Here is a 22376-nt window from a genome sequence, read left to right on the forward strand (position 1 = left end):
CCTTGTATCGGGTCAGAAGGTGGCGGTTGTCGCTGCGGGAGGATCCCGCTCAGTTGGCCGTCATGATCTGAAGGCGACTGCCGACGCGCTCGGCGCGATCGGACAGTTCACCGACCCAGTCGATGATCTTGTAGAGGAACATCACGTCCACCGGCGGCAGCTCGCTCTCGAGCGTGAAGAGCTGGCGGCGGATGGCGACCTGCTGCTCGTCGGTCTGCTGCTCCAGGGTGTGCAGCTCGCGGATCAGCGTCTGCATCACGTCGGAGGCATTGCGACCGAAGCCGGATTCGAGCAGGTCCTTGAGCTCTTCCAGGGCTTCGCGGGCCTGGGCCACGCAGGCCACCGAGGTGCGGATGTAGTCGCGCATCGGCTGCGCGAGCACCTCGGGCACCTGCATGCTGCGACCCAGCATGATGCCGGTGATGTCGCGCGCCTTGTTGGCGATCTGATCCTGGACGCTGATCAGGTCCAGCAGGTCGGAGCGCGACACCGGCAGGAACATGGTATTGGGCAGATTGAGGCGCAGCTCGGTCTTGAGCTCGTCGGCCTCATGCTCGAGCCGGGTGATCGACTCGCGCTGTCGGGCGGCTTCCTGCCAGTCTCCCGTGAGCGTAGCCTCGAAGAACGGCAGCAGGGCTTCCGAACAGTCGCTGACCTTGACGATATGAGCCAGCAGCGGCTGGAATGGCGAGCGACCGAACATCGCGGAGAAGGGATTGGATGTCACCATGGGGCATCTAGGCACTTGGAAATGGCGGCGTCAGTATAGTGACTGCCTAAGCCGGCGTCATGAGAAAATCATCTAATCTTCACGAACATGCAAACAAGGCTGTCCTTCGATGGCAAAAGAGATCGAACTGAAACTCGCGCTGGCCCCGGCGGGCCCGGAAGCGCTGCGCCGGCATCCGCGACTGGCCGGCCTCGAACCCCGCACCACGCGCCTCGGCAACACCTACTTCGACACCCCCGACGGGCGCCTGGAAGCCGAGCGCATGGCGCTGCGGCTGCGTCACGCCGACGGCCGCATCCTGCAGACGCTGAAGACCAGCGGCCAGGGCAGCGGCGGCCTCTCGACCCGAGGCGAATGGGAGTGGGAAGTGATGGGCCCGGGGCTCGACCTGGCCCGGCTGGCCGACCTGCCGCCGATCGAGGCCCTCGGTGAAGGCGTGCTGGGCGAGCTCGTGCCGCGCTTCGCCACCGATTTCGCACGCGAGACCTGGTGGTGGGAGCGCGACGGCACCAGCGTCGAGATCGCCCTCGACCTCGGCGAGATCAAGAGCGACGACCGCACCGCCCCGATCCGCGAACTGGAGCTCGAGCTCAAGGCCGGCGAGCCCGCGGCACTGCTCGAGCTCGCCGAGGCCCTGGCCGAGGACGTGCCGCTGCGCCCCTCGGACACCAGCAAGGCCGCCCGCGGCGGCGCCCTGCTCGCCGGTGGCTGGACGCTGCCCGAGGGCGGCTCGTCGCCCGCCTGGCTGCACCGCGCCGTGGTGGCGCTGGACGCCCACGCCGATACCGGCGACCAGGCCTTCCGCGAGGCCGCCCGCGAGGCACTCCGGCGGCTGGCCGACGCGCTCGGCGACGGCCGCGAGGAGGGCCGGCTCGCCGGCCGGCTGGCCGCGGCGCTGGCCCACGATGACTGGCTGACCGCCGACACCGGTGGGCAGCTGCTTGCCCTGTCGCGACGCCTGCCCGAGGCGGTCGCGCTGGGCTGACCCCGGCGCCAGGGACGCCGCCCGTCGCGGGCGAACATCACGAGGGAACGCCGTGAATCACGATCGCTTCAAGCCCGCCGCGGGCGCCCTGCGCACCCGGGTCTTCCAGATCATCTTCGAGTCCGACACGCCGCAGGCCAAGGGCTTCGACATCGCCCTGATCGGCGTCATCCTGGCCAGCGTGCTGGTGGTGATGCTGGAGAGCGTGGCGCAGCTGGATGCCGACCACGGCGAGTGGTTCCGGCGCTTCGAGTGGGGCTTCACGCTGCTGTTCACCGCCGAGCTGATCATCCGCCTCTATTGCCTCGAGCGGCCCTGGCAGTATCTCAAGAGCTTCTACGGCGTCATCGACCTCGTCGCCATCCTGCCCACCTGGCTGGCGCTGGTGGTGCCCGGCGCCCAGTCGCTGGTGGTGGTGCGCCTGCTGCGCACCCTGCGCATCTTCCGGGTCCTGCGGCTGATGGAGTTCGTCGGCGAGGGGCGGCTGCTGATCGGCGCGCTGGTGCGCAGCAGCCATCAGATCTTCCTGTTCCTGTTCACCGTGCTGATGCTGGTGACCATCTTCGCCTCGCTGATCTACCTGATCGAGCCGCCCGAGGCCGGCTTCACCAGCATTCCCACCGCCATCTACTGGGCCGTGGTCACCCTGACCACGGTGGGCTACGGCGACATCACCCCGGTCACCCCGCTGGGCCAGGCCATCTCGGTGATGGTGATGCTGATCGGCTACGCGATCATCGCCGTGCCCACCGGGGTCTTCTCCGCCGAGGTGATCCGCTCGATCCGCGCCGATCGCTACTCCGACGAGGCCTGCCCCGGCTGCGGCTACGACCGCCACGAGAAGAAGGCCCGCTACTGCCTCAAGTGCGGCACCTGGCTCGACGAGAACACCCCCGACCCACGCGAGGAGACCCACGACGAGCCCCCGGACACGAAGACGCCCCGGGAGTGATCCCGGGGCGTCTCGCGGGCGCGTTCTCGAGGCGGCCGACTCACTCGGTCTCCAGCGGCGCCTCCCAGGCGTCCAGCTCGGCCTCGCTACAGTCGCCGTAACCGGCGTTGGGGAACACGATCCAGTCCTGGCCGAAACGCTCGGCGTTCTGCTCGACGAGGGTCCGCTGAGCGGCGAGATCGGCATCGGCGAACTCGCCGGAAAAGTCGTGCAGGGAGTCGCCGAGCTGCATCACCAGGGTATGCCCCTCTTCCACCTGGGCGCGACGCTCGGCCTTGGGCGGCCCCAGCAGCATGACGCTGTCCTCGGACACCTGGGGCAGGCCCAGGGCCTCCAGGGTCGCGATGGTGTCGGCCTCGTTCTCCTGGTAGCGATCGGAGACGTAGTAGATGGCCACGCCGTGCTCGTCGGCATAGTCCAGGAAGGCCTCGGCGCCGGGGATCAGGCGCGGCTCGCCCTCACGCTCCCAGTGCTTCCAGGTGTCCCAGGTGGTGAAGTCGTGGCACTCGCCCATGTCACGGGCCAGCAGCGCGCTGTTGTCCAGCACCGTCTCGTCGAGGTCGGTGATGATCGCCGGAGCGGCATCCTCGCCCAGCGCCTCGAGGCGGTCCTCTAGGCGATAGCGGGCGAGCGCGAAGCCCTGGCGCTGCAGCGCCGCCACCTCGGCGGACTGCTGCTGGTAGCGCAGGCCCATCGCATAGGCCGCCTGGGCGCAGACCATGGAATCATCGGCGGCCACCGGTGCGGCCAGCGGCAGGGCCATCAGGCCGGCCAGGGCGGCGGCACCGCCGGCACGACGGTAAGCGGACATCGGCATGGAGTTCTCCTTGTCGTCGGCGCGCTCGGACACGACATCGACCCGCACACGATTACGCCTTGTTATCGAAGAAAATCGATTCGATCATATTTTATTTTAATCAACTGTTCAAACAATCACCGGAGGCGCCGGCGGCCATGAAAAAACCGGCTCGGCCAGAAGGCCGAGCCGGTACGAATGCGGCAGCGAGGCTTGCCCTGTCTTGGAAGGTCGGTCCTGGAAGGTCAGTCCTGGAAGGGGGCGACGTCGCCACGCCCCTCGCGCACCACGGTGGGCGGCAGCTCGCGCAGGTCGATCACGCTGGTCGGCTCCAGGTGGCAGGCGCCGCCGTCGATCACCAGCGACAGATGCGCCCCGAAGCGGTCGCGGATCTCCTCGGCGTCGGTCATCGGCAGCTCCTCGCCCTCGGGAATCAGCGTCACGCTCATCAGCGGCTCGCCGAGGGCATCGAGCAGCGCCCGGGTGATGTGGTGATCGGGCACCCGCACGCCGATCGAGCGCCGCTTGGGGTGGAGCAGCAGGCGCGGCACCTCGGTGGTGGCGTTGAGGATGAAGGTGTAGGCCCCGGGGGTATGGGCCTTGAGCAGCCGGAAGACGGCGTTGTCGACCTTGGCGTAGGTGCCGATCTCGGAGAGATCGGAGCACACCAGGGTGAAGTTGTGCTTGTCGTCCAGCGAGCGCAGCCACTTGATGCGTTCGATGGCCTTCTTGTCGCCCAGGTGACAGCCCAGGGCATAGCCGGAATCGGTGGGATAGGCGACCACGCCGCCCTTGCGGATGATCTCGACCGCCTGGTCGATGAGGCGCTTCTGCGGATTGTCCGGGTGGACCTGGAAGAACTGGCTCATGGGCACTCCCTGTTCTCGTGGAAATCGGACGGCGAAACGGCGGATCAGGCGGCGGCCGCCGCTCGCTCGATCCAGGCCGCCAGCCGCGGATGGGTCCAGACCGGCGCCACCGAGGTGCGCGGCGTCGGGCTCATGCTGCCCGGGGCCAGGTGGCCGCCGGGGAAGTGGAAGTCGCTGCCCAGCGAGGCCATCAGGTCGCGCTCGTGCAGCTGGCGCGCCAGGTCGCGGGTGACGTCGGCGTTCTGGAAGCCGCTGATCAGCTCGGCGGCGCGGCCGCCGGCCTCGCGGAAATCGTCCAGCAGCAGGCCGCGCTTGCGCCGCGTCAGCTTGTGGCGCAGCGGATGCGCCAGCACCGCCACCCCGCCGGACTCGAGGATCCAGCGCACGCCCTCGGCGAGATGCGGCCACAGCGCCTTGATGTCGCCGGCCTTGCCGTTGCCCAGATGCCTGGAAAACGCGGTGGACATGTCCGGCACCAGGCCCGCGGCGACCAGGGCCCTGGCGAAGTCCGGGCGCCCCAGCGGGCGGTCGGAGCCGGCCTGCTCGCGGGCCCGGGCCAGGGCGTCGTCGAGGCCGATCTTCTCCATGCGCTCGGCGATGGTCACCGCACGACGCTCCCGGGCCTCGGCCTGGGCGACGAGCCCGTCGGCCAGCGCGCCGCTGGCGCCTTCGGGCAGCAGCCCCACCACGTGCAGGTTGATGCCGCGCCACTGGGTCGAGAGCTCGGTGGCCGGCAGCACGGCCAGGCCCGCGTCCGCGCCGGCGCTCACCGCCTCGTCCACCCCGGCCACGGTATCGTGGTCGCTCAGGGCGATATGGGTGAGGCCGCGCTCGACGCACAGCGCCACCAGATCGGTGGGCGACAGGGCGCCGTCCGAGGCGGTGGAATGCATGTGCAGGTCGATGGTGAGGGCATCGCTTCCCTCGAAGCGCGCGGGAAGTGCGGGGTTCGGCATGACGCGGGCAGGTGTCTTTGACAGAATAGACACCCATGGTGCTCGCCCGACCCACCCCGGTCAACCGAGCCACTCGCTCCCGCGGCGCGAGCCGCTCAGCCGAGGATATTCCGAGATGCTCTACGCCATCATCAGTGAAGATGTGAACGACAGCCTGGAACGGCGCCTGGCCGCCCGCCCCGATCATCTGGCTCGCCTCGAGCAGCTGCGCGACGAGGGCCGCCTGGTGCTGGCCGGCCCCCATCCCGCCGTGGACAGCGAAGACCCGGGCGAGGCCGGCTTCAGCGGCAGCCTGGTGGTCGCCGAGTTCGACGACCTGGAAAGCGCCCAGGCCTGGGCCGACGCCGATCCCTACATCATCGCCGGCGTCTACGCCCAGGTGACGGTGAAGCCCTTCAAGAAGGCCCTGCCCTAGGCCGAACCGCCTTGACCACGAAGCGAGCCGGCGGCAGCTGTCGCCGGCTCGCTTTTTGTGTCCCCGGGAAACGGCCGCGAAGCCACTTGTCAACAGGGGCTTTCCCCACAGCTTCTGTGGATAACATTGTTGAAACGCCGCGGAGTCCTGGCGCCAGCCCGGTCGCAAAGGCGCCGCGGCGAAATCGATCATTTTTTGACCAGCCGATTCACGTCCGGAGCCGATCTTGACCGCCGCCCCCGATCATCTGCCGCCGCTGGCCGGCCTGGAGAGCGCCCGCCTCGACTGGCGCCAGGACGACAGCGGCGAAAGCGCCCCGCATTCCAGCGCCTTCGACGACGTCTATTTCTCGCGCCATGACGGCCGCGCCGAGACCGAACACGTCTTCCTGGCCGCCAATCGCCTGCCCGAGCGCTTCCGCGACTGGCAGGCGACGCGCCCCTTCGTCATCGGCGAGACCGGCTTCGGCACCGGGCTCAACATGCTCTGCGCCTGGGCCTGCTTCGACGCCCACGCCCCGGCCGGCGCCCGGCTGCACCTGGTCTCCACCGAGAAGTTTCCGCTCGCCCGCGATGACCTGGCCCGGGCGCTCGCCGCCTGGCCGGACCTGGCCGAGCGCGCCGCCGCGCTGGTGGCCCAGTGGCCGGAGCCGGTGGCCGGCGTGCATCGCCTGTGGCTCGACCGGCGCGTGACCCTGGACCTGCACTTCGGCGACACCACCGAGCGCCTGGCGCTGCTCGACGGCGCCGTGGACGCCTGGTTCCTGGACGGCTTCGCGCCGTCGAAGAATCCCGAGATGTGGCACGACGCGCTGTTCGCCGCCATGGCCGCGCGCTCGCGCCCGGGCGCCACCTTCGCCACCTTCACCTGCGCCGGGGTGGTCAAGCGCGGCCTCAGGGCCGCCGGCTTCGCCTGGCGCAAGGTGCCGGGCTTCGGCCGCAAGCGCGAGATGCTGGCCGGCGAGATCGAGACGCCCCCGGCGGACGAACGCCGCCGCGCCACGCCCTGGTTCACGCCGCCCGCGGCGCGACCGGCCCGCCGCGTGGCGGTGATCGGCGCCGGGCTCGCCGGCACCACCGTGGCCGCCGCCCTGGCCCGTCGCGGCGTGGCGGTGACGCTGATCGACCGCGAGGGCCCCGGCGCCGGCGCCTCGGGCAACGCCCAGGGCGCGCTCTACGTGAAGCTCGCCGCCGACACCAACCTGCAGAGCCGCGCCTACCTGGCCGGGCTGCTGCATGCCCGACGCTGGCTCGAGGCGCTGGACCCCGACCAGGCGCTGTGGTCGCCCGGCGGCGTGCTGCAGCTGGCCACCGGCGAGCGCGAGGCGCGCCGCCAGGCCCGCTTCCTGGCCAACCATCCGCTGCCGGCGAGCGTGGTGCGCGGCGTCGACGCCGGGGAAGCCGGCCGGCTCGCCGGGCTCGACCTGCCCCACGGCGGTCTCGACTATCCCCTGGCCGGCTGGGTGCGTCCGGATGCGCTGTGCCGCCGGCTGGCGGCGAGCGACGGCGTGAGCGCCGTCCGGGGCGAGGTGCGCGGGCTCTCGCCCATCGCGGAAGACGACGAGAACGGCGGCTGGCGGCTGGCGCTGTCAGGCGACGATGGCGGGGGTAAAAACGAAGAGCACACGATTGAGGTCGATCAGGTGGTGATCGCCGCGGCCACCGCCTCCAACGGCTTCGATCAGACCGCCGCCCTGCCCCTGCAGCCGGTGCGCGGGCAGATCTCGCGGCTGACGCTGCCGCCAGGCGCCCCCGCGCCGGCGCGGGTGGTGTGCGCCGGCGGCTACGCCATGCCGCCGCTGAACGGCCAACTGACCTTCGGCGCCAGCTTCGCGCCCAACGACGCCGACGCCACCGCCCGCGAGGCCGATCACGCCTTCAACCTCGAGGAGCTCGAGCGCACCCTGCCAGGCTATCCCGCCGCGCTGGCCGAGGCCGGCGCCGATCTCTCGCCGGCGGCGCTGGGCGGGCGCGCCGCGGTGCGCGCGGCGAGCCCCGACAAGTCGCCCTACGCCGGCCCGGTGCCCGACGCCGAGGCCTGGCGCCACGACTATGCCGCCATGGCCAAGGACGCCACCCGGATCCCGGCGACGCCGGGCCGCCATCACCCGGGGCTGTGGATCAGCGCCGCCCATGGCTCCCGCGGCCTTTCCAGCGCGCCGCTCACCGCCGAGCTGATCGCCTCGCGCCTCTGCGACGAACCGCTGCCGCTGGAGGCACCGCTGGCCGACCATCTGCATCCCGGGCGACGCGTGATCCGCGACCTGATCAGGGGCCAGGGGCGCTGACACGGTGGCGCCCGCCGCGGCCTGGCGCCGCGGTCACGCCAGGGCAAGGCGCGCGGCCTAGGCCGGCTCGCGGCGCTCGATCTCCGCGGTCACCCAGCGAATGATCTCGCCGATCAGGGCGCTGTGGGCATAGCGGGTGCGCAGGATATAGCCGTGGCTCTCGCGGCGGATCGGCGGCGCCAGCGGGATCAGGCTACCGTCTCCGAGCGCCTCCTCGACCAGCAGATCCCAGCCAAGCGCGATGCCCTTGCCGGCCTGGGCCGCATTGATCAGCAGCGGATAGTTGTTGTAGCGGAACACCGCCCCCTCTTCCTCGAACGGCACCCCCGCCAGCGCACACCACTCGCGCCAGTCGATCCAGCGCGAATTGCGCTCGTCCATGTGCAGCAGCGGCAGCGCCATCCAGCGTTCCGGGCCATCCCCCGCCTCGATCCCGTGCGCGGCGGCGAAGGCGGGGCTGCAGACCGGAAACACCTCCTCGGGGGTGAAGAGATCGCCCGGCTCGCTCTCGCGATCGCAGTGGATGGCGATATCGGCCAGGTGATCCTGATCGTCCCGGTCGACCGCCAGCACCTCGATGTCCACCCGGGGGAAGGCCGCCTCGAGCCGGGCGAGCCTGGGCAGCAGCCACAGGTGGGCGAAGCCGAAGTTGGCGGCGATCAGCACCCGGGGCCGGGTCGAGCGCGCCCGCGCCCGCAGCTCGCGGGTGGCGCCGGTGAGGCGCTTGAGCGCCGGCGCGATCTCGTCGTAGTAGCGCAGCGCCTCCCGGGTCGGCGCCAGGCCGGCGCCGCTGCGTTCGAAGAGCACCAGCCCCACCTGGCCCTCGAGGCCGCGGATGCGCTGGGAGATCGCCGGCTGGGTGGCGCCCAGGGCCCTGGCCGCCGCGGTCAGCGAGCCGAGGCGCAGGGTGGTTTCGAAGGCGATCAACGCCTTGAGGCTGGGCAGTGCGTCGTCGGTGTCGGCCATAAGGCAACTCTATGGGAGGCATAAGATGGGCGCGCCTACCTGGCGCCTGGCCGATGCGTAGAATGCCGGCCCACACGTTTCGTCAGGGCCAAGATGATGTCAGACCCCATGTTTCACGTCCAAGAATCCCCCGCCAAGGTCTTCGCCACCGATGCCTCCGGCACCCGCACCGAGCTGCCGGCCCTGTGGCTTCGCGAGCGCTGCCAGGAACCGGAGAGCCTCGACGGCCCCACCCAGCAGCGGCTGTTCAACCCGCACCGGCTCGACCCGGAGCTGACCCTGGTGGCGGCCGAGCCTCTCGGCGGCCCCTGGGCGCGGCTGACCTTCAGCGACGGCCACAGCGGGCGCTATGACCTGCGCCACTTCGCCGACGACTTCGATCACGAGGACGGCCTGCCCACCCCGCGGCCCTGGACCAGCGACATCGACTTCGCCTCCATCACCCGCGACTGGCAGGCGCTCTCGGATCACGACGCCTTCCGCGAGGCCCTCGAGACCTACCTGCGCCACGGGGTGATCATCCTCAGGAACGTGCCCACCGACGGCGCGCGCCTGGTCGAGGTCGGCGAGACCTTCGGCCACGTGCGCTCGACCAACTTCGGCAAGTACTTCGAGGTCTGCTCGCGCCCCGAGTCCAACGACCTGGCCTATCGCAGCGTGCCGCTGGCGCCGCACACCGACAATCCCTATCGCGACCCGGTCCCCGGTATCCAGCTGCTGCACTGCCTGACCAACGAGACCACCGGTGGCCTGTCGACGCTGGTCGACAGCCTGGCCGTCGCCGAGCGGCTGCGCGCCGAGGACCCGGAGGGCTATCACCTGCTGGCCACCGTGCCGGTGCGCTTCCGCTTCATCGACGACGGGGTCGAGCTGATCGAGCGCCGGCCGATGATCCACCTCGATGCCATGGGCAAGATGGACGGCGTGCACTACAGTCCGCGCCTGGACTACCTGCCGCTGATGGACGAGCACAGCACCAAGGCCTTTCACCGCGCCCGCCGCCGCCTCGGCGAGCTGTTCTCCCACCCGGACTACGAGATCCAGTTCCCGCTGGGCGACGGCGAGCTGATGATGTTCGACAACAACCGGGTGCTGCACGGCCGCACCTCCTACGACCAGAACGAGGGCTTCCGCCACCTGCAGGGCTGCTACATCGACCGTGACGGCCCCACCGGCCACTACCGGGCGATCGTCAAGCAGGAGCGCGCCCAACAAGCCACCGCGACCAACGAGAGCGTGACCGCCGCATGACTACCGTATCGTTCACCCAGATGAAGGACGGCACCAAGGCCGACTACGAGCTGCTCGGCGAGCTCGAGGAACGCTTCGTCGAGGCGCTGCCCGAACGCATCCTCGAGGCCCTCAAGGCGCTGGAGAACACCCTCTCCGGCTACCGGGTCTCGCGGCTCGAGCACGTGCTGCAGTCCGCCACCCGCGCCGAGGACGACGGCGAGGACGAGGAGATGATCGTGGCGGCGCTGATCCACGACCTCGGCGACGACCTGGCGCCCCACAACCACTCCCAGTACGCCGCCTCGATCATCCGCCCCTACGTGCGGGCCGAGGTGACCTGGATCATCGAGCACCACGGGCTGTTCCAGAACTACTACTACATCCACCACTTCGGCGGCGACCCGCTGGAGCGGGACCGCTACAAGGGCCATCCCTGGTACCAGCGCTGCGTCGACTTCTGCGAGCGCTGGGATCAGGCCTCCTTCGATCCGGACTACCCGACCCGGTCGCTCGAGCACTTTGCGCCCATGGTGCGACGCATCTTCAGCCGCCCGGCCTTCGACCCGTCGGTCGTCGGCGACGAGAGCGCCCGCCACCATCTGTGAGGCGAGACGCTCGTCGCCGTCATTCGCCCCTCAGGCCTCGATCCGCCGCAGCAGGAACACCAGCGGCACGCTGAGCAGGTAGATCGCGCCCATCCACAGGAAGATGTCGTTGAAGGCCAGCACCTGGGCCTGCTCCATCACCCGCCGCGACAGCATGCCGATCGCGGCCTGGTGGGCGTCGGGCACCGAGCCGGCCAGCATCGCCTCGTAGCGGGCGATCTCGGCGACCACCACCTCGCGACCGGTGTCGATGGCCGGGATCAGCTGGTTCCAGTGGAAGTCCTCGCGCACGTCGCGCACGGTGTCGATCAGCGCCAGCCCGATGGCACCGCCGAGGTTGCGCATCACGTTGAACAGCCCGCTGGCGTTGCCCACCTCGGCGGGCGTCAGGGTGCCGAGCGCGATGCGCGAGGCCGGGATGATGCACAGGATCAGCCCCATGCCGCGCACCACCTGGGGCAGGAAGAACTGCCAGAAGCCCGACTCCACGGTCAGGTTGGCGTTCATCATGGTGCCGATGCCGACCAGCAGCAGGCCGAGGAACAAGAGCCCGCGCAGGTCGAGGTGGTTGGAGAGCTGGCCGGCCACCGGCGCGCACAGGAACATCGTCAGCCCGGTGACGAACATCACCTGGCCGATCTGCAGGCTCGAGAAGTGGCGCACGTAGCCGAAGAACAGCGGCATCAGATAGACCAGCCCGTAGAGCGCGATGCCGAGGATGAAGCCCATGCCGGCGCCGATGGCGAAGTTGCGGTTGGCGAAGGCGCGCAGGTCGACGATCGGATGGTCGTGGCGCAGCGTGCGGGCGAAGAACCACACCCCGGCCGCGGCGCAGATCAGCGACATGGCCAGGATCAGGTCGCTGGTCCACCAGTCGTCGCCCGGCCCTTCCTCGAGCACGAACTCCAGCGAGCCCAGAAACACCGCGATCAGCACCAGGCCGATCAGGTCCAGGCGCCTGGCCAGCGCGTGGTTGGCGCGGTCGATGTCGAGGAAGTTCCAGGCCGCCCAGCACACCAGCACGCCGGGCACCACGTTGGCCAGGAACAGCCAGTGCCAGCTCAGCGACTCGGTGACGAAGCCGCCCACCGTGGGCCCGATCGAGGGCGCCATGGTCACCACCATGCCGATCACCGCCTGCACGCTGCCCATCACCCGGCGCGGGAAGATCGAGAAGCTCACCGCCTGGGTGATCGGGATCATCGCCCCGCCGGCGAAGCCCTGGATGGCGCGCAGCACGATCAGCTGCTCGATGGAGCCCGCCAGCGCGCAGCCGAGGCTCGCCAGGGTGAAGCCGGCGCAGGAGAGCGTGAAGGCGACCCGGGTCGAGAGGATGCGCATCAGCAGGCCCGACAGCGGGATCATCACGATCTCGGCGATCAGGTAGGAGGTCTGCACCCAGGAGATCTGGTCCTCGCTGGCCGAGAGCCCCGACTGGATCTCGTTGAGCGAGCTGGCGACGATCTGGATGTCGAGGATCGCCATGAACATGCCGAACACCGCGGCGATGAAGCCGATCCGCTGCGGCCAGGGCGGCAGGTCATCGGGGCGCGCCTCGGCGCCGGCCGCCACCTCGCTCACGAGCCGCTCCCGGCCTCGGCCACCTCGCTGGCATCGGCGACTCGCGGCTCGCGTTCAGTCCGCTGGGCAGGTTCGGGATCGAGCTCGCGGGTATCGACGCCGGGCACCGCCGAGAGCCCGGCGCGCAGCCGCGGCAGCGCGTCCTCGGGGCCGACGACGCGAATCTTCACCGGCACCCGCTGGACGATCTTGTTGAAGTTGCCGGTGGCGTTGTCCTGGGGCAGCAGGCTGAACTCGGTGCCGGTGGCCGGCGCCAGGCTGTCGACCACACCCTCATAGGTGACGTCCGGATAGGCGTCGAGGCTCACCTCGACCGGCTGGCCGACGCGCATGCGCGCAAGCTGGGTCTCCTTGAAGTTGGCGATCACGTAGGCCGACTCGATCGGCACCAGCTGCAGCAGCGTCAGCGACGGCTGCGCCAGGGTGCCGGCCTCCACGGTGAGGTTGCCGACCACGCCGGCGCGGGGCGCGCGCAGGCGGGTCTTGTCGAGCTGATGGCGGGCATAGGCAAGATCCGCGGCCGCGGCGTCGCGGTTGGCCTCGGCCTGGCCCACCTCGGATTCCGCCACCGCCAGCTGGCGACGCGCCGACACCAGCGCCGCCTCGCTCTCGGCGAGATTGGCCCGGGCGACGCGCAGCGCGGCCTGGTCATCCTCGCGCTGCTGGCGGGAGCCGTACTGGCTGGCCGCCAGCGACGAGGAGCGCTCGAGGTGCTGGCGGGCCTGATCGACGTCGGCCTCGGCCGCGTCGCGCTGCGCCCGGGCCTGGTCGATGGCGGCCTGCTGCAGCTCTACCTTACGTTGCGCCTGGGTCAGCGAGGCCACCGCCACGGCCTGCTGGGCCTCGGCCTGGTGCACCCGATCCCGATGGCTCTCGTCGTCCAGGCGCACCAGCAGCTCGCCCCGCTCGACGTGCTGGTTGTCGTCCACCAGCACCTCGGCGACCCGCGCCGAGAGCTCGGCGCGCACCGCCACGCTGTCGGTGCGCACGTAGGCGTTGTCGGTCTCCTCGACGAAGCGCCCGACCTGCCACCAGCCGATCGCCCACCAGATCAGCGCCGCCAGCGCGACGAGCGCCACCAGCCCGGCCACGACCCGCCCCCGCGAGCGGCGCGCGCCGCCGCCCTCGCTGCCGGCCTCGCCGGCGTTCGCGACCTGCTTGTCCTCGGCTGCCATGACGCCTCCTGATGGATGGGTAAATCACAAGTGTAATGAATGCTACACTACATGACCACCAGCGCCGTGCGTCACGGCTGCGATACCCTGCGCCCGTCTCCCCCACTCGTTCCGGAGTCACGATGTCTCGCCACGCACCCGACAACGCCGATACCTCCCTCACGCCACGCGGCGTGGCCCGTCGCGAACGGCTGCTCGACGCCGCCCGCGACGTCTTCCTCGAGCAGGGCTATGCCGCGGCCAGCGTCAACGAGGTGGTCGCGCGGGCCGGCGGCTCGCTGGCCACGCTGTACAAGCAGTTCGGCAATAAGGAGGGGCTGTTCACCGCGGCCATGGAGCGCCACATCGCCACCGCCTGGGAGGTGCTGGAGGCCGGGCAGCGCGACCGTCAGGCCCCGGAGGAGGTGCTGTTCGAGCTCGGCCGGCGCATGCTGTCGCTGGTGCTGCAGCCAGGCGTGATCCGCCTGGTGCGGGGGCTGGCCTTCGAGGCCGAGCGGGTGCCCGAGCTCGGCGAGCTGTTCCTGACCCGCGGCCCCGACCGCACCCGCGCGGCGCTGGCCGACTACCTGGCCGATCAGGTCGCGCGCGGCCGGCTGACCCTCGAGGACCCGCGCGAGGCGGCCGGCCTGTTCATGGGCATGCTGCTCGGCGAGTGGCACTTCGACGCCCTGCTCGGGCGTCCGATGGCGCTCGACGCATCGCAGCGCGAGGCCCGCGCGCGCCGCTGCGTGGAGGTCTTCCTGACCGGGACCTCGGCCTGAACCGTCAGGCCGAGACGGCCAGCGCCTGCAGCGCGCCCCGGTCGAGGCAGCGGTAGGTGAAGGACGGGCGACCCACCTGGCCGTAGTGGAAGGACTCGTCGAGCAGCTCGACCTCGGCCAGGTACTTCAGGTACTTGCGCACCGAGACCCGCGACATGGCGGTGGCGGGCAGCAGCGCCTCGGTGCTGAAGGCTTCCTCGTCCAGGGCCAGGATCGCCGCGGCCACCCGGGCCAGGGTCGGCACGGTCAGGCCCTTGGGCAGGTCGCCCGGGCGGCGCGGCGTGGCCGGCGTCCCGGGCTGGAACAGCTTGTCGATGTCGCGCTGTTCCACCTCGCCGGGCAGCTCGGCCAGCGCATCGCGGGCCTGGCGACAGGCCAGCACGGCGTCGCGGAAGCGCTCGAAGGCGAACGGCTTGACCAGGTAGTCGCTGACGCCCAGCCGCCACGCCTCGCGCACCGTGTCGAGCTCCGAGGCGGCGGTGATCAGCACCACCCCCGCGTCGCGGCCGCTGCGCTGCAGGTAGCGGGCCACCTCCAGGCCGCTACGGTTGCGTAGGTAGACGTCGAGCAGCACCAGGTCCACGTCTTCGCGCTCGAGCACCTCCAGCGCCGCCGGCACGCTCTCGCACTGGGCGACAAGCCGCGTGTCGTCCAGCCGGTTGAGGTACTCGACGTTGAGGCGCATGACCATGGGGTCATCCTCGACGATCAGCACGCGCATCATGTCTCTCCCTCGCCACTCTTGCCCATCATTCGCTTTCCGCATCGCTCTCGTGTTGCTGCCCGAGGGGCAGTTCGACCTCGAACAGGGTGCCACGCCCCGCCTCGCTGTAGACCGCCAGGCGGCCGCCGGCGGCCTCGACCCGCTCACGCACCGCGGCGAGCCCCAGGCCGCGCCGCTCGCCCTTGGTGGACACGCCGGCCTCGAACACCCGCTCGCGGATGTCCGGGTCGATGCCGCCGCCGGTGTCCTGGACGTGCAGGGCGACCAGCGCCTCGTCCGCCTCGACGGTCAGCGTCACTCGCCGCTCGTCGCGCCCCTCGACCGCATCGAAGGCGTTCTCCAGCAGGTTGCCGAGCACCGTGACCAGGGTGTGGGCCAGCGTCGCCCCGCCGAGCTCGGGCATCGGCGTCTCGAGACGCACCTCGAGTGCCACCCCCCGCTCCCGGGCCTCGCTGCGCTTGCCGAGCAGGAAGCCGGCCATCACCGGATCGGCCACGTCTTCCACCACGGCCATGCCCGGCGCCAGGCGATGATCGGCCAGTTCGTCCAGGTAGCCGCGCAGACTATCGAGATCGCCCATCTGCGCCAAGCCCAGCATCACGTGACGCTGGTTCTTGAACTCGTGAGTGGCGGCGCGCAGCGCCTCGGCGTAGCGGCTGACCCCGGTGAGCTGCTCGGCCAGGGCGTTGACCTCGCTCTTGTCGCGGAAGGTGGCGATGGCGCCGATCGTCCGTCCGCGATGGCGGATCGGCAGGCGATTGGCGAGCACCACCTGGCCGTTGAGGTTGAGATCGAGCTCACGGTCGAGCGCCTGCCCCTCGTGCTCGCCGCCATCCAGCACCTCGGGCAGGCCGCTGTGCGGCAGGTAGTCGACCACCGGCGCCCCCGGCGCCGGCTCGCCCAGCCCGGCCTCGGCCAGCAGCCGCCGGGCGGCCGGATTGACCAGGGTGATGCGCGCCTGGCGGTCCACCGCCAGGATGCCCTCGTGCACCGACGCCAGCATCGCCTGGCGCTCCTCGACCAGCCGCGCGATCTGGTGCGGTTCGAGGCCGAGCAGCACGCGCTTGATGGTGCGTGACAGCCAGCGCGCCGCCAGCCCGCCGATGATCATCAGCGCCAGCACGCCGAGGATAACGCCGCGTCGGTTGTCGGCCAGCAGCGGCGCCAGCGAGGTCAGGGTCACGCCCACCGAGACCGCACCGACCACCTCGCCGTCGCCGGCCGTCACCGGGGCGAAGCCGCGGATGCTGGTGCCCAGGGTGCCCAAGGCCCGGGAGTGATAGGCCTCACCGGCCAGCGCCCGCCCCTCGTCGCCGCCCTGGAAGTGCCGGCCGATGCGCGCGGGGTCCGGATGGGTCAGGCGGATCGCGCCGGCATCCATCACCACGATGAAATCGACGCCGAGCTCGCGCCTCAGGCCGTCGATGCGCGCCTGCAGGGCGCCATCGTCGACGGGCGCCCCGAGGCGTTCGTGGAGTGCCGCCTGCACCTCCGGATCGGCGGCGAGCGTCCGCGCCAGATCGGTGACCCGAGTGGCCTGGGCCTCCTCCAGGGTATCGCGCAGCTGGACGGTGAACAGCCACAAGGCGAGCCCCAGCGAGAGCACCACCATCACCGCGACCAGCAGCGAGATCCAGGTATTCAGGCGCAGACGAAGACGAGGCATGGCGGGGGGCTCCAGAGACATCGGGCGAAGGGAATGGTTGGCCGGGATTCGACCTTGGTGGCATTCCCTACACGGCGCCGGTGTGCCGTCAAGAAGGCCGTCGTTTTCAATAGTTTCAGAACGCTTTAACAACTTGCGCAAGCTTGGCGCCAGAGATGGCGCGCCTATGCTCGTCGCCAGCCCTGCGTCCTGGCGGCCGAGCCGCCCGGGCGAGATTCGAACAACGCTGTCCCGCGCGGCTCGCGCGAGGCCGTTCCCCAAGGAGAGCTCCCATGAGTCAATCTCTGACGGACACCGTCGCGACACCGTCCGCGTCGCCCAGCGCCTGGCTCGCCCAGCGCATCTTCGGCATGCCGCTGCCGTTCTTCGCCCTCGCCCTGGCGGTGATGGCGGCGGCGATCGCCACCGACAGCCTGCCCACCGGCATGATCGGCGCCCTGCTGGTGATGATGCTGCTCGGCGAGCTGATGGGCTTCATCGGCGACCGCCTGCCGGTCGTCAAGACCTACCTCGGCGGCGGCGCCATCCTGGCGATCTTCGGCGCGGCCGCGATGGTCTATCTGGAGTGGCTGCCCGCCCCGGTGGTCGACAACGTCACCGCCTTCATGAAGGGCGGCGGCTTCCTCAACTTCTACATCGCCGCGCTGATCACCGGCAGCATCCTCGGCATGGACTCCAAGGTGCTGATCAAGGTCGGCTCGCGCTATGCGCTGCCGCTGTGCTGCGCGGTGCTCGGCGCCTCGCTGTTCGCCGTGGCCATGGGCGCGCTGCTCGGCTTCTCCGCCCAGGACGCGGTGGTCGTCATCGCCATGCCGATCCTCGGCGGCGGCATGGGCGCCGGCGCGGTGCCGATGAGCCAGATCTACGAGCAGCTGCTGGGCCAGCCGGCCAGCTACTATATCTCGATCCTGGTGCCGGCCCTGGCGCTGGGCAACGTCTTCGCGATCATCATCGCCGGCCTGCTCAACGGCCTGGGCAAGCGCTTCCCGGGGCTGACCGGCAACGGCCAGATGATGCCCGGCGTCGACGTCGAGGAGCCCGAGCACACTCTGGACCTCGGCAAGCTGGGCGTGGGCATCGTCGCCGCCCTGATGCTGTTCACCGCCGGCCAGATCCTCGGCACCGTCATCCCGCTGCACCCCTACGCGCTGATGATCGTGCTGGTCGCGACCCTCAAGGTGCTCGACGTGCTGCCGGCATCGGTCAACGAATCGGCCGCCCAGTGGTTCCAGTTCGTCGCCCGCAACTGGACCTTCGCCCTGCTGTTCGGCATCGGCATCGCCTACACCGACCTCGGCCAGGTGATCGACGCCATCTCCGTGACCTACGTGCTGATCGTGTTCGCCGTGGTCGCCGGGGCGGCCTTCGGCGCCGGCCTGGTCGGCAAGCTGGTGGGCTTCTACCCCATCGAGTCGGCCATCACCGCCGGCCTGTGCATGGCCAACATGGGCGGCACCGGTGACGTGGCGGTGCTGTCCGCGGCGCGCCGCATGTCGCTGATGCCCTTCGCGCAGATCTCCTCGCGGCTGGGCGGCGCGCTGATCCTGCTGATTTCCAGTGTGGTCGTGCCGCTGCTGTTCGCCTGAGGCGAGCCTGCCACCGACGCAAACGGCGCCCCTCGGGGCGCCGTTTGCGTTTCGAGGCAATGTTCGCAAAGTCGACGAGCGCGGGCAGCGTTTATCCGGCCTAGCCCTCTTCCTCATCGTCGGCCAGATCCCGCCCGAAGGCCCGCCACTGGGCCAGGGTCATCACCTCGGTGGTCTCGGTGCGCAGGTCATGGGCGATGATCAGCTCGCCGCGCTCCAGCTGGCGGCGCAGCTCGCCGACCCAGCCGCTCATGCCCTCGCCGGTGTCGGTGGTGTCGTAGCCCTGGCGCGTGACGAAGGCCTCCAGCAGGCCGTCCAGGGTCTCCCCCGGCAGCATGCGATAGGGCACTTCGATGAAACGGTCTCCGCTCATGCGTCGTTCTCCTGCGTGTCCTGTGGCGTCTGGCCGCTTTCCCAGCTCGCGAGGCGCTCGATGAAGGTCGCCTCGTCGATTACCTCGACGCCGAGCTGCTCGGCCTTGGTCAGCTTGCTGCCGGCGGCCTCGCCGGCCACCAGGCAGGCGGTCTTCTTCGACACACTACCGGAGACCTTGGCCCCCAGCGCCTGCAGGCGCGCCTTGCCCTGGTCGCGGGTCATGGCCTCCATGGTGCCGGTGAGCACCCAGGTCTGGCCCTCCAGCGGCGTGGGGCCGGCCTCGACCTCGGCCTCCTCCCAGTGCAGCCCGGCGTCCAGCAGCGCCTGGATCGTCTCGCGATTGTGCGGCTGCTGGAAGAAGGTGTGCACGTGGGCGGCGACGATGGGGCCGACGTCGTCCACCGCTTCCAGCGCCTCGCGCTCGGCGGCCATCAGCGCCTCGAGGGTGCCGAAGTGGCGCGCCAGGTTGGCGGCGGTGGCCTCGCCCACCTCGCGGATACCGAGCGCGTAGATGAAGCGCGAAAGCGTCGTCGCCTTGGCCTTCTCCAGCGCCGCGACCAGGTTGTTCGCGGATTTCTCTCCCATGCGCGGCAGCGTGGCCAGGCGCTCGGCCTCGAGGGCGAACAGGTCCGCCGGCGTCTTCACCCAGTCGCGCTCCACCAGCCCGTCGATCAGCTTCTCGCCGAGGCCCTCGATGTCCAGCGCCCGGCGGCTGGCGAAGTGCTTGAGCGCCTCCTTGCGCTGGGCGGCGCAGTAGAGCCCGCCCGAGCAGCGCGCCACGGCCTCGTCCTCGAGGCGCTCGATCTGCGAGTCGCACACCGGGCAGCGCTCGGGGAAGACGATCTCGCGGGCGTCCTCGGGGCGCTCGTCGAGCTGGACGCGCACCACCTGGGGGATGACGTCGCCGGCCCGGCGCACGGCCACGGTGTCGCCGATCATCACCCCGAGGCGCTCGATCTCGTCGGCATTGTGCAGGGTGGCGTTGGAGACCGTGACGCCGGCCACCGAGACCGGCTCCAGGCGCGCCACCGGGGTGATGGCGCCGGTGCGGCCGACCTGGAACTCGACGTCGTTGAGCCGCGTTATCTGCTCCTGGGCGGGAAACTTGAAGGCGATCGCCCAGCGCGGCGCCCGGGCCACGAAGCCCAGCTCCCGCTGCAGGCGCAGGTCGTCGACCTTGATCACCGCACCGTCGATGTCGTAGCCCAGCCCGTCGCGCTTCTCGCCGAGGCGGCGGCAGTAGTCGATGATGCCATTGGCACCATGGACGACCTCGAGCTCGGCATTGACCCGGAAGCCCCACTCGCGCAGCAGCGCCATCTGCTCGCTATGGGTCGGCGTATCGATATTGGCGAGGCTCGCCATATCCTGGCGAACCAGCTGATAGGCGGTGAATTCCAGCGGGCGGGTCGCGGTGACGCGCGGATCGAGCTGGCGCAGGCTGCCGGCGGCGGCGTTGCGCGGGTTGGCGAACACCTTGGTGTCCTCGGCGCGGGCCCGCTCGTTCATGGCCTCGAACTCGGCGTGGCGCATCGTGACCTCGCCGCGTACCTCCAACTGATCGGGCCACTCCTTACCGCGCAGCTTCAGCGGAATCGACTTCAGGGTCCGCAGGTTGGAGGTGATGCCCTCGCCGGTGCGGCCGTCGCCCCGGGTCACGCCGGCGGCAAGCTCGCCGTTCTCATAGACCAGCGACACGGCGGCGCCGTCGAGCTTGGGCTCGCAACAGAAGGCCAGATCCTCGGGGGCGGTCTCCAGGCGATCGGCGACGCGCTTGGCGAAGGCCGCCAGCTCGTCCTCGTCGAAGGCGTTGTCCAGCGACAGCATCGGCACCGCGTGCTGGATCTCGGGAAAGCCTTCCGCGGGCGCGGCACCGACCCGCTGGGTCGGCGAGTCGGGCGTCACCAGCGCGGGATGCTCGGCCTCGATCTCCTGCAGGCGGCGCAGCCGACGATCGTAGTCGGCGTCGGTCATGCGCGGCTCGTCGAGCACGTAGTAGCGGTAGTTGGCGTCCTCGAGCTCGGCGCGCAGACGCGCCGCCTCGTCCTGAATCGCGGGGTCGGGCTGGGTCATGGGAATGTCTGGTTCTCGATCGATAGCGAGGGCCTCGTCACGCGAGGCCGGGTGGCGCTAGCTTACCAAAGCAACGCCCCCCGACGGGATACCGTCGGGGGGCGTTTGGGTGCCGCGTGGCAGGCGAGGGTCAGTTGACCTGGCGATGCAGGCGATGGCGCCGCTCGAACTCCTGCACCCGCTGACGGGCAAACTCGACGGTCTGAGCGGTCATCACGCTCATGTTCTCGTCCTTCAGCTCGCCGCCGAGGTGGCGGACGATGACCATGGCGGTCTCGACCATGGCCTCGAAGGCCGCCGAGGTGTCGGTGGCGCTCGGCAGCGGCATCAGCAGGGTGACGCCCGGCGTGGAGAACTCGTCCATGGCCTCGAGGGGGAAGGTGCCCGGCTTGACCACGTTGACCATCGAGAACTGCAGCGCGCTGCCCGGCTCCTCGGTCTCGAAGCGATGGAAGATGTTCATGTCACGGCCGTAGCGCAGGCCGCAGGCCATCATCAGCTCGAGCAGGGTGCTGCCGGCGAAGCCGTCCTCGTCGCGGGCCATCACGCTGATCACGATCAGCTCCTCGGCGTCGCCGAGGGCGTCGCGGGCGTGGGCGTCCTGAACGTCGTGACGCAGCGCCTTCTCGAGCACCGGGTGCGTGCGCACCACGTCGTCCCGGGGCGGCTGTTCGGCGGCGTCCTCGGACCACTCCGCCTCGTGACGGGGCGCGAACAGCGGGTCATTGTCGTCGGCCGCGGCCGCCTGGCGACGCTCGGCCTCCGCCTCGCGCTGACGGCGGGCCGCCTCGTCGGCTTCCTGCTGTTGGCGGGCGGCCTGCTCGCGGCGTGCCTGCTCGGCCTTCTCGGCTTTCTCGGCCTCCTCCTGCTCACGGCGCGCCTTCTCCTGCTCGCGGCGCGCCTTCTTCTGGTCGCGCCGCTCGGAGATGCCCTTCTGCAGCGAGGCGCCGAAGCGCTGCACCGAGGAGCCTACCCGCTTGGAGCCGCTCTTCAGCGAATCGCCCATGCCCTCGAGGTCGACCAGGCGATAGTGCTCCTCGTCGTAGCCGTCGTGGTCGGCCGGGTCGGCGACCAGCGGCTCGGCGGCCGCTTCCTGCCGGTCGGCGTCACCGAGGGAGGGCTCGCGGCGCTCGGGCTCGGCGCTCGCCGCCGGCTCGGGCCGGCGCGAGGAAGCGGACACCGCCGCCGTCGGCTCGGGCGACGACGCCTCGCCCTGCTGGCGGCGGAATTCCGACAGCACGCGGGACGGGCCGGGATGGTCCTGGCGTTCGAGCTTGGGCTTGGCCTTCACGCCCTGCTCTTCCGCAGGCCTGACGACGCGCGCCCCTCCATTAGGCAGTTCCCAGTTGAGTTCCGCCTCCCGTGCCGCCGCCTCGGGATCGTCTTCGACGTTCTCCGCCGTCGGGGCATCCTGTCCGGCCTGGTCAAGGCGCGGCACGCTGCGCTGGCGCTGCAGGCGACGCACGCCGTCGATGACGATGAGCGTCACCAGTGCCAGTCCCAGTATGATCAGCCACTCTCTAAGTTCCATGGGTCGTCATGCCTTTTTGCTAAGGCGCCATGCCTGATGGTTTCCGTGAACAGCATAGCGCGATTGCCCAAAAAAGGACCAACAATTTTGATTGTCAAGCCGGCTTTTTT

Annotated in this window: 20 protein-coding genes; 8 read left to right on the forward strand and 12 right to left on the reverse strand. The window is 70.4% G+C overall.

Annotated elements, in window-relative coordinates:
- Positions 1-49: 49 nt before the first annotated feature.
- Positions 50-730: a TIGR00153 family protein gene (locus FIU88_RS14540; RefSeq protein ID WP_016853548.1), complete on the reverse strand. Its 681-nt coding sequence runs from the start codon at positions 728-730 to the stop codon at positions 50-52.
- A gap of 109 nt (positions 731-839) precedes the next feature.
- Between FIU88_RS14540 and FIU88_RS14545 the strand changes: the two genes are divergently transcribed.
- Both FIU88_RS14545 and FIU88_RS14550 read left to right on the forward strand, forming a co-directional pair.
- A complete protein-coding gene (locus FIU88_RS14545; RefSeq protein ID WP_152479697.1) occupies positions 840-1715 on the forward strand; it encodes an inorganic triphosphatase in 876 nt (291 codons plus the stop codon).
- A gap of 52 nt (positions 1716-1767) precedes the next feature.
- Positions 1768-2667 carry an ion transporter gene (locus FIU88_RS14550; protein ID WP_152479698.1) on the forward strand — a complete coding sequence of 300 codons (900 nt, stop codon included), beginning with the start codon at positions 1768-1770 and terminating at the stop codon, positions 2665-2667.
- A 40-nt stretch (positions 2668-2707) separates the two neighbouring features.
- On the opposite strand, the gene FIU88_RS14555 is transcribed toward FIU88_RS14550, so the two are convergent.
- From FIU88_RS14555 to FIU88_RS14565, 3 genes are all read right to left on the reverse strand, one after another.
- Positions 2708-3484 (reverse strand): 5'-nucleotidase, lipoprotein e(P4) family, encoded by a 777-nt coding sequence (locus FIU88_RS14555; protein WP_152479699.1) that lies wholly within the window; start codon positions 3482-3484, stop codon positions 2708-2710.
- Positions 3485-3708: 224 nt separating this feature from the next.
- A complete protein-coding gene (locus FIU88_RS14560) occupies positions 3709-4332 on the reverse strand; it encodes an L-threonylcarbamoyladenylate synthase (RefSeq protein ID WP_152479700.1) in 624 nt (207 codons plus the stop codon).
- Positions 4333-4376: 44 nt separating this feature from the next.
- Positions 4377-5288, reverse strand: coding sequence for a PHP domain-containing protein (locus tag FIU88_RS14565; RefSeq protein ID WP_152479701.1), 912 nt, complete (start codon positions 5286-5288; stop codon positions 4377-4379).
- A gap of 115 nt (positions 5289-5403) precedes the next feature.
- On the opposite strand from FIU88_RS14565, the gene FIU88_RS14570 reads away from it, so the two are divergent.
- Complete coding sequence (locus tag FIU88_RS14570; protein ID WP_035598333.1) at positions 5404-5703, forward strand: YciI family protein; 300 nt, start codon at positions 5404-5406, stop codon at positions 5701-5703.
- Between the two features lie 226 nt (positions 5704-5929).
- Positions 5930-7990, forward strand: coding sequence for a bifunctional tRNA (5-methylaminomethyl-2-thiouridine)(34)-methyltransferase MnmD/FAD-dependent 5-carboxymethylaminomethyl-2-thiouridine(34) oxidoreductase MnmC (mnmC, locus tag FIU88_RS14575; protein WP_152479702.1), 2061 nt, complete (start codon positions 5930-5932; stop codon positions 7988-7990).
- 57 nt (positions 7991-8047) lie between these two features.
- Here the strand turns inward: mnmC and FIU88_RS14580 are convergent, their stop codons facing one another.
- Positions 8048-8956, reverse strand: coding sequence for a LysR substrate-binding domain-containing protein (locus FIU88_RS14580; RefSeq protein WP_016853540.1), 909 nt, complete (start codon positions 8954-8956; stop codon positions 8048-8050).
- A gap of 108 nt (positions 8957-9064) precedes the next feature.
- On the opposite strand from FIU88_RS14580, the gene FIU88_RS14585 reads away from it, so the two are divergent.
- Positions 9065-10207 (forward strand): TauD/TfdA family dioxygenase, encoded by a 1143-nt coding sequence (locus FIU88_RS14585; RefSeq protein ID WP_152479703.1) that lies wholly within the window; start codon positions 9065-9067, stop codon positions 10205-10207.
- Positions 10204-10794, forward strand: coding sequence for an HD domain-containing protein (locus FIU88_RS14590; RefSeq protein ID WP_016853538.1), 591 nt, complete (start codon positions 10204-10206; stop codon positions 10792-10794). Before FIU88_RS14585 ends, FIU88_RS14590 begins: the two co-directional genes overlap by 4 nt.
- A 30-nt stretch (positions 10795-10824) precedes the next feature.
- Here FIU88_RS14590 and FIU88_RS14595 read toward each other — a convergent pair whose 3' ends face one another.
- Both FIU88_RS14595 and FIU88_RS14600 read right to left on the reverse strand, forming a co-directional pair.
- The gene (locus FIU88_RS14595; RefSeq protein ID WP_152479704.1) at positions 10825-12375 is read right to left on the reverse strand and encodes a DHA2 family efflux MFS transporter permease subunit; all 1551 of its coding nucleotides are present in this window, start codon (positions 12373-12375) and stop codon (positions 10825-10827) included.
- Positions 12372-13550: an HlyD family secretion protein gene (locus tag FIU88_RS14600; RefSeq protein ID WP_152479705.1), complete on the reverse strand. Its 1179-nt coding sequence runs from the start codon at positions 13548-13550 to the stop codon at positions 12372-12374. Before FIU88_RS14600 ends, FIU88_RS14595 begins: the two co-directional genes overlap by 4 nt.
- 122 nt (positions 13551-13672) lie before the next feature.
- On the opposite strand from FIU88_RS14600, the gene FIU88_RS14605 reads away from it, so the two are divergent.
- Positions 13673-14311 (forward strand): TetR/AcrR family transcriptional regulator, encoded by a 639-nt coding sequence (locus FIU88_RS14605; protein WP_152479706.1) that lies wholly within the window; start codon positions 13673-13675, stop codon positions 14309-14311.
- A gap of 4 nt (positions 14312-14315) precedes the next feature.
- On the opposite strand, the gene FIU88_RS14610 is transcribed toward FIU88_RS14605, so the two are convergent.
- Together FIU88_RS14610 and FIU88_RS14615 are read right to left on the reverse strand one after the other, a co-directional pair.
- Positions 14316-15035 (reverse strand): response regulator, encoded by a 720-nt coding sequence (locus tag FIU88_RS14610; RefSeq protein ID WP_152479707.1) that lies wholly within the window; start codon positions 15033-15035, stop codon positions 14316-14318.
- A gap of 25 nt (positions 15036-15060) precedes the next feature.
- Positions 15061-16701, reverse strand: coding sequence for an ATP-binding protein (locus FIU88_RS14615; RefSeq protein ID WP_152479708.1), 1641 nt, complete (start codon positions 16699-16701; stop codon positions 15061-15063).
- Positions 16702-16973: 272 nt separating this feature from the next.
- Between FIU88_RS14615 and FIU88_RS14620 the strand changes: the two genes are divergently transcribed.
- The gene (locus FIU88_RS14620; protein WP_152479709.1) at positions 16974-18287 is read left to right on the forward strand and encodes a 2-hydroxycarboxylate transporter family protein; all 1314 of its coding nucleotides are present in this window, start codon (positions 16974-16976) and stop codon (positions 18285-18287) included.
- 100 nt (positions 18288-18387) lie between these two features.
- Here FIU88_RS14620 and FIU88_RS14625 read toward each other — a convergent pair whose 3' ends face one another.
- The 3 genes from FIU88_RS14625 to zipA all read right to left on the reverse strand — a co-directional run bounded on the left by FIU88_RS14625 (position 18388) and on the right by zipA (position 22266).
- Positions 18388-18660: a YheU family protein gene (locus FIU88_RS14625; protein WP_152479710.1), complete on the reverse strand. Its 273-nt coding sequence runs from the start codon at positions 18658-18660 to the stop codon at positions 18388-18390.
- The gene (gene ligA / locus FIU88_RS14630; protein WP_152479711.1) at positions 18657-20735 is read right to left on the reverse strand and encodes an NAD-dependent DNA ligase LigA; all 2079 of its coding nucleotides are present in this window, start codon (positions 20733-20735) and stop codon (positions 18657-18659) included. Before ligA ends, FIU88_RS14625 begins: the two co-directional genes overlap by 4 nt.
- Before the next feature lie 130 nt (positions 20736-20865).
- On the reverse strand, positions 20866-22266 hold the full coding sequence (zipA, locus tag FIU88_RS14635; protein ID WP_152479712.1) for a cell division protein ZipA: 1401 nt from the start codon (positions 22264-22266) through the stop codon (positions 20866-20868).
- Between the last annotated feature and the right edge of the window lie 110 nt (positions 22267-22376).

This window comes from Halomonas sp. THAF12 (assembly GCF_009363675.1).
Classification (GTDB): Bacteria; Pseudomonadota; Gammaproteobacteria; order Pseudomonadales; family Halomonadaceae; genus Halomonas; species Halomonas smyrnensis.

Bases quoted from the DNA above. Each gene is read 5' to 3' on its own strand.
- zipA (WP_152479712.1), bottom strand. From the start codon at position 22,266: ATGGAACTTAGAGAGTGGCTGATCATACTGGGACTGGCACTGGTGACG.
- FIU88_RS14605 (WP_152479706.1), top strand. From the start codon at position 13,673: ATGTCTCGCCACGCACCCGACAACGCCGATACCTCCCTCACGCCACGC.
- ligA (WP_152479711.1), bottom strand. From the start codon at position 20,735: ATGACCCAGCCCGACCCCGCGATTCAGGACGAGGCGGCGCGTCTGCGC.
- FIU88_RS14580 (WP_016853540.1), bottom strand. From the start codon at position 8,956: ATGGCCGACACCGACGACGCACTGCCCAGCCTCAAGGCGTTGATCGCC.
- FIU88_RS14625 (WP_152479710.1), bottom strand. From the start codon at position 18,660: ATGAGCGGAGACCGTTTCATCGAAGTGCCCTATCGCATGCTGCCGGGG.
- FIU88_RS14615 (WP_152479708.1), bottom strand. From the start codon at position 16,701: ATGCCTCGTCTTCGTCTGCGCCTGAATACCTGGATCTCGCTGCTGGTC.
- FIU88_RS14585 (WP_152479703.1), top strand. From the start codon at position 9,065: ATGTTTCACGTCCAAGAATCCCCCGCCAAGGTCTTCGCCACCGATGCC.
- FIU88_RS14565 (WP_152479701.1), bottom strand. From the start codon at position 5,288: ATGCCGAACCCCGCACTTCCCGCGCGCTTCGAGGGAAGCGATGCCCTC.
- FIU88_RS14540 (WP_016853548.1), bottom strand. From the start codon at position 730: ATGGTGACATCCAATCCCTTCTCCGCGATGTTCGGTCGCTCGCCATTC.
- FIU88_RS14590 (WP_016853538.1), top strand. From the start codon at position 10,204: ATGACTACCGTATCGTTCACCCAGATGAAGGACGGCACCAAGGCCGAC.
- FIU88_RS14545 (WP_152479697.1), top strand. From the start codon at position 840: ATGGCAAAAGAGATCGAACTGAAACTCGCGCTGGCCCCGGCGGGCCCG.
- FIU88_RS14560 (WP_152479700.1), bottom strand. From the start codon at position 4,332: ATGAGCCAGTTCTTCCAGGTCCACCCGGACAATCCGCAGAAGCGCCTC.
- FIU88_RS14555 (WP_152479699.1), bottom strand. From the start codon at position 3,484: ATGCCGATGTCCGCTTACCGTCGTGCCGGCGGTGCCGCCGCCCTGGCC.
- FIU88_RS14620 (WP_152479709.1), top strand. From the start codon at position 16,974: ATGAGTCAATCTCTGACGGACACCGTCGCGACACCGTCCGCGTCGCCC.
- FIU88_RS14570 (WP_035598333.1), top strand. From the start codon at position 5,404: ATGCTCTACGCCATCATCAGTGAAGATGTGAACGACAGCCTGGAACGG.
- FIU88_RS14610 (WP_152479707.1), bottom strand. From the start codon at position 15,035: ATGATGCGCGTGCTGATCGTCGAGGATGACCCCATGGTCATGCGCCTC.
- FIU88_RS14600 (WP_152479705.1), bottom strand. From the start codon at position 13,550: ATGGCAGCCGAGGACAAGCAGGTCGCGAACGCCGGCGAGGCCGGCAGC.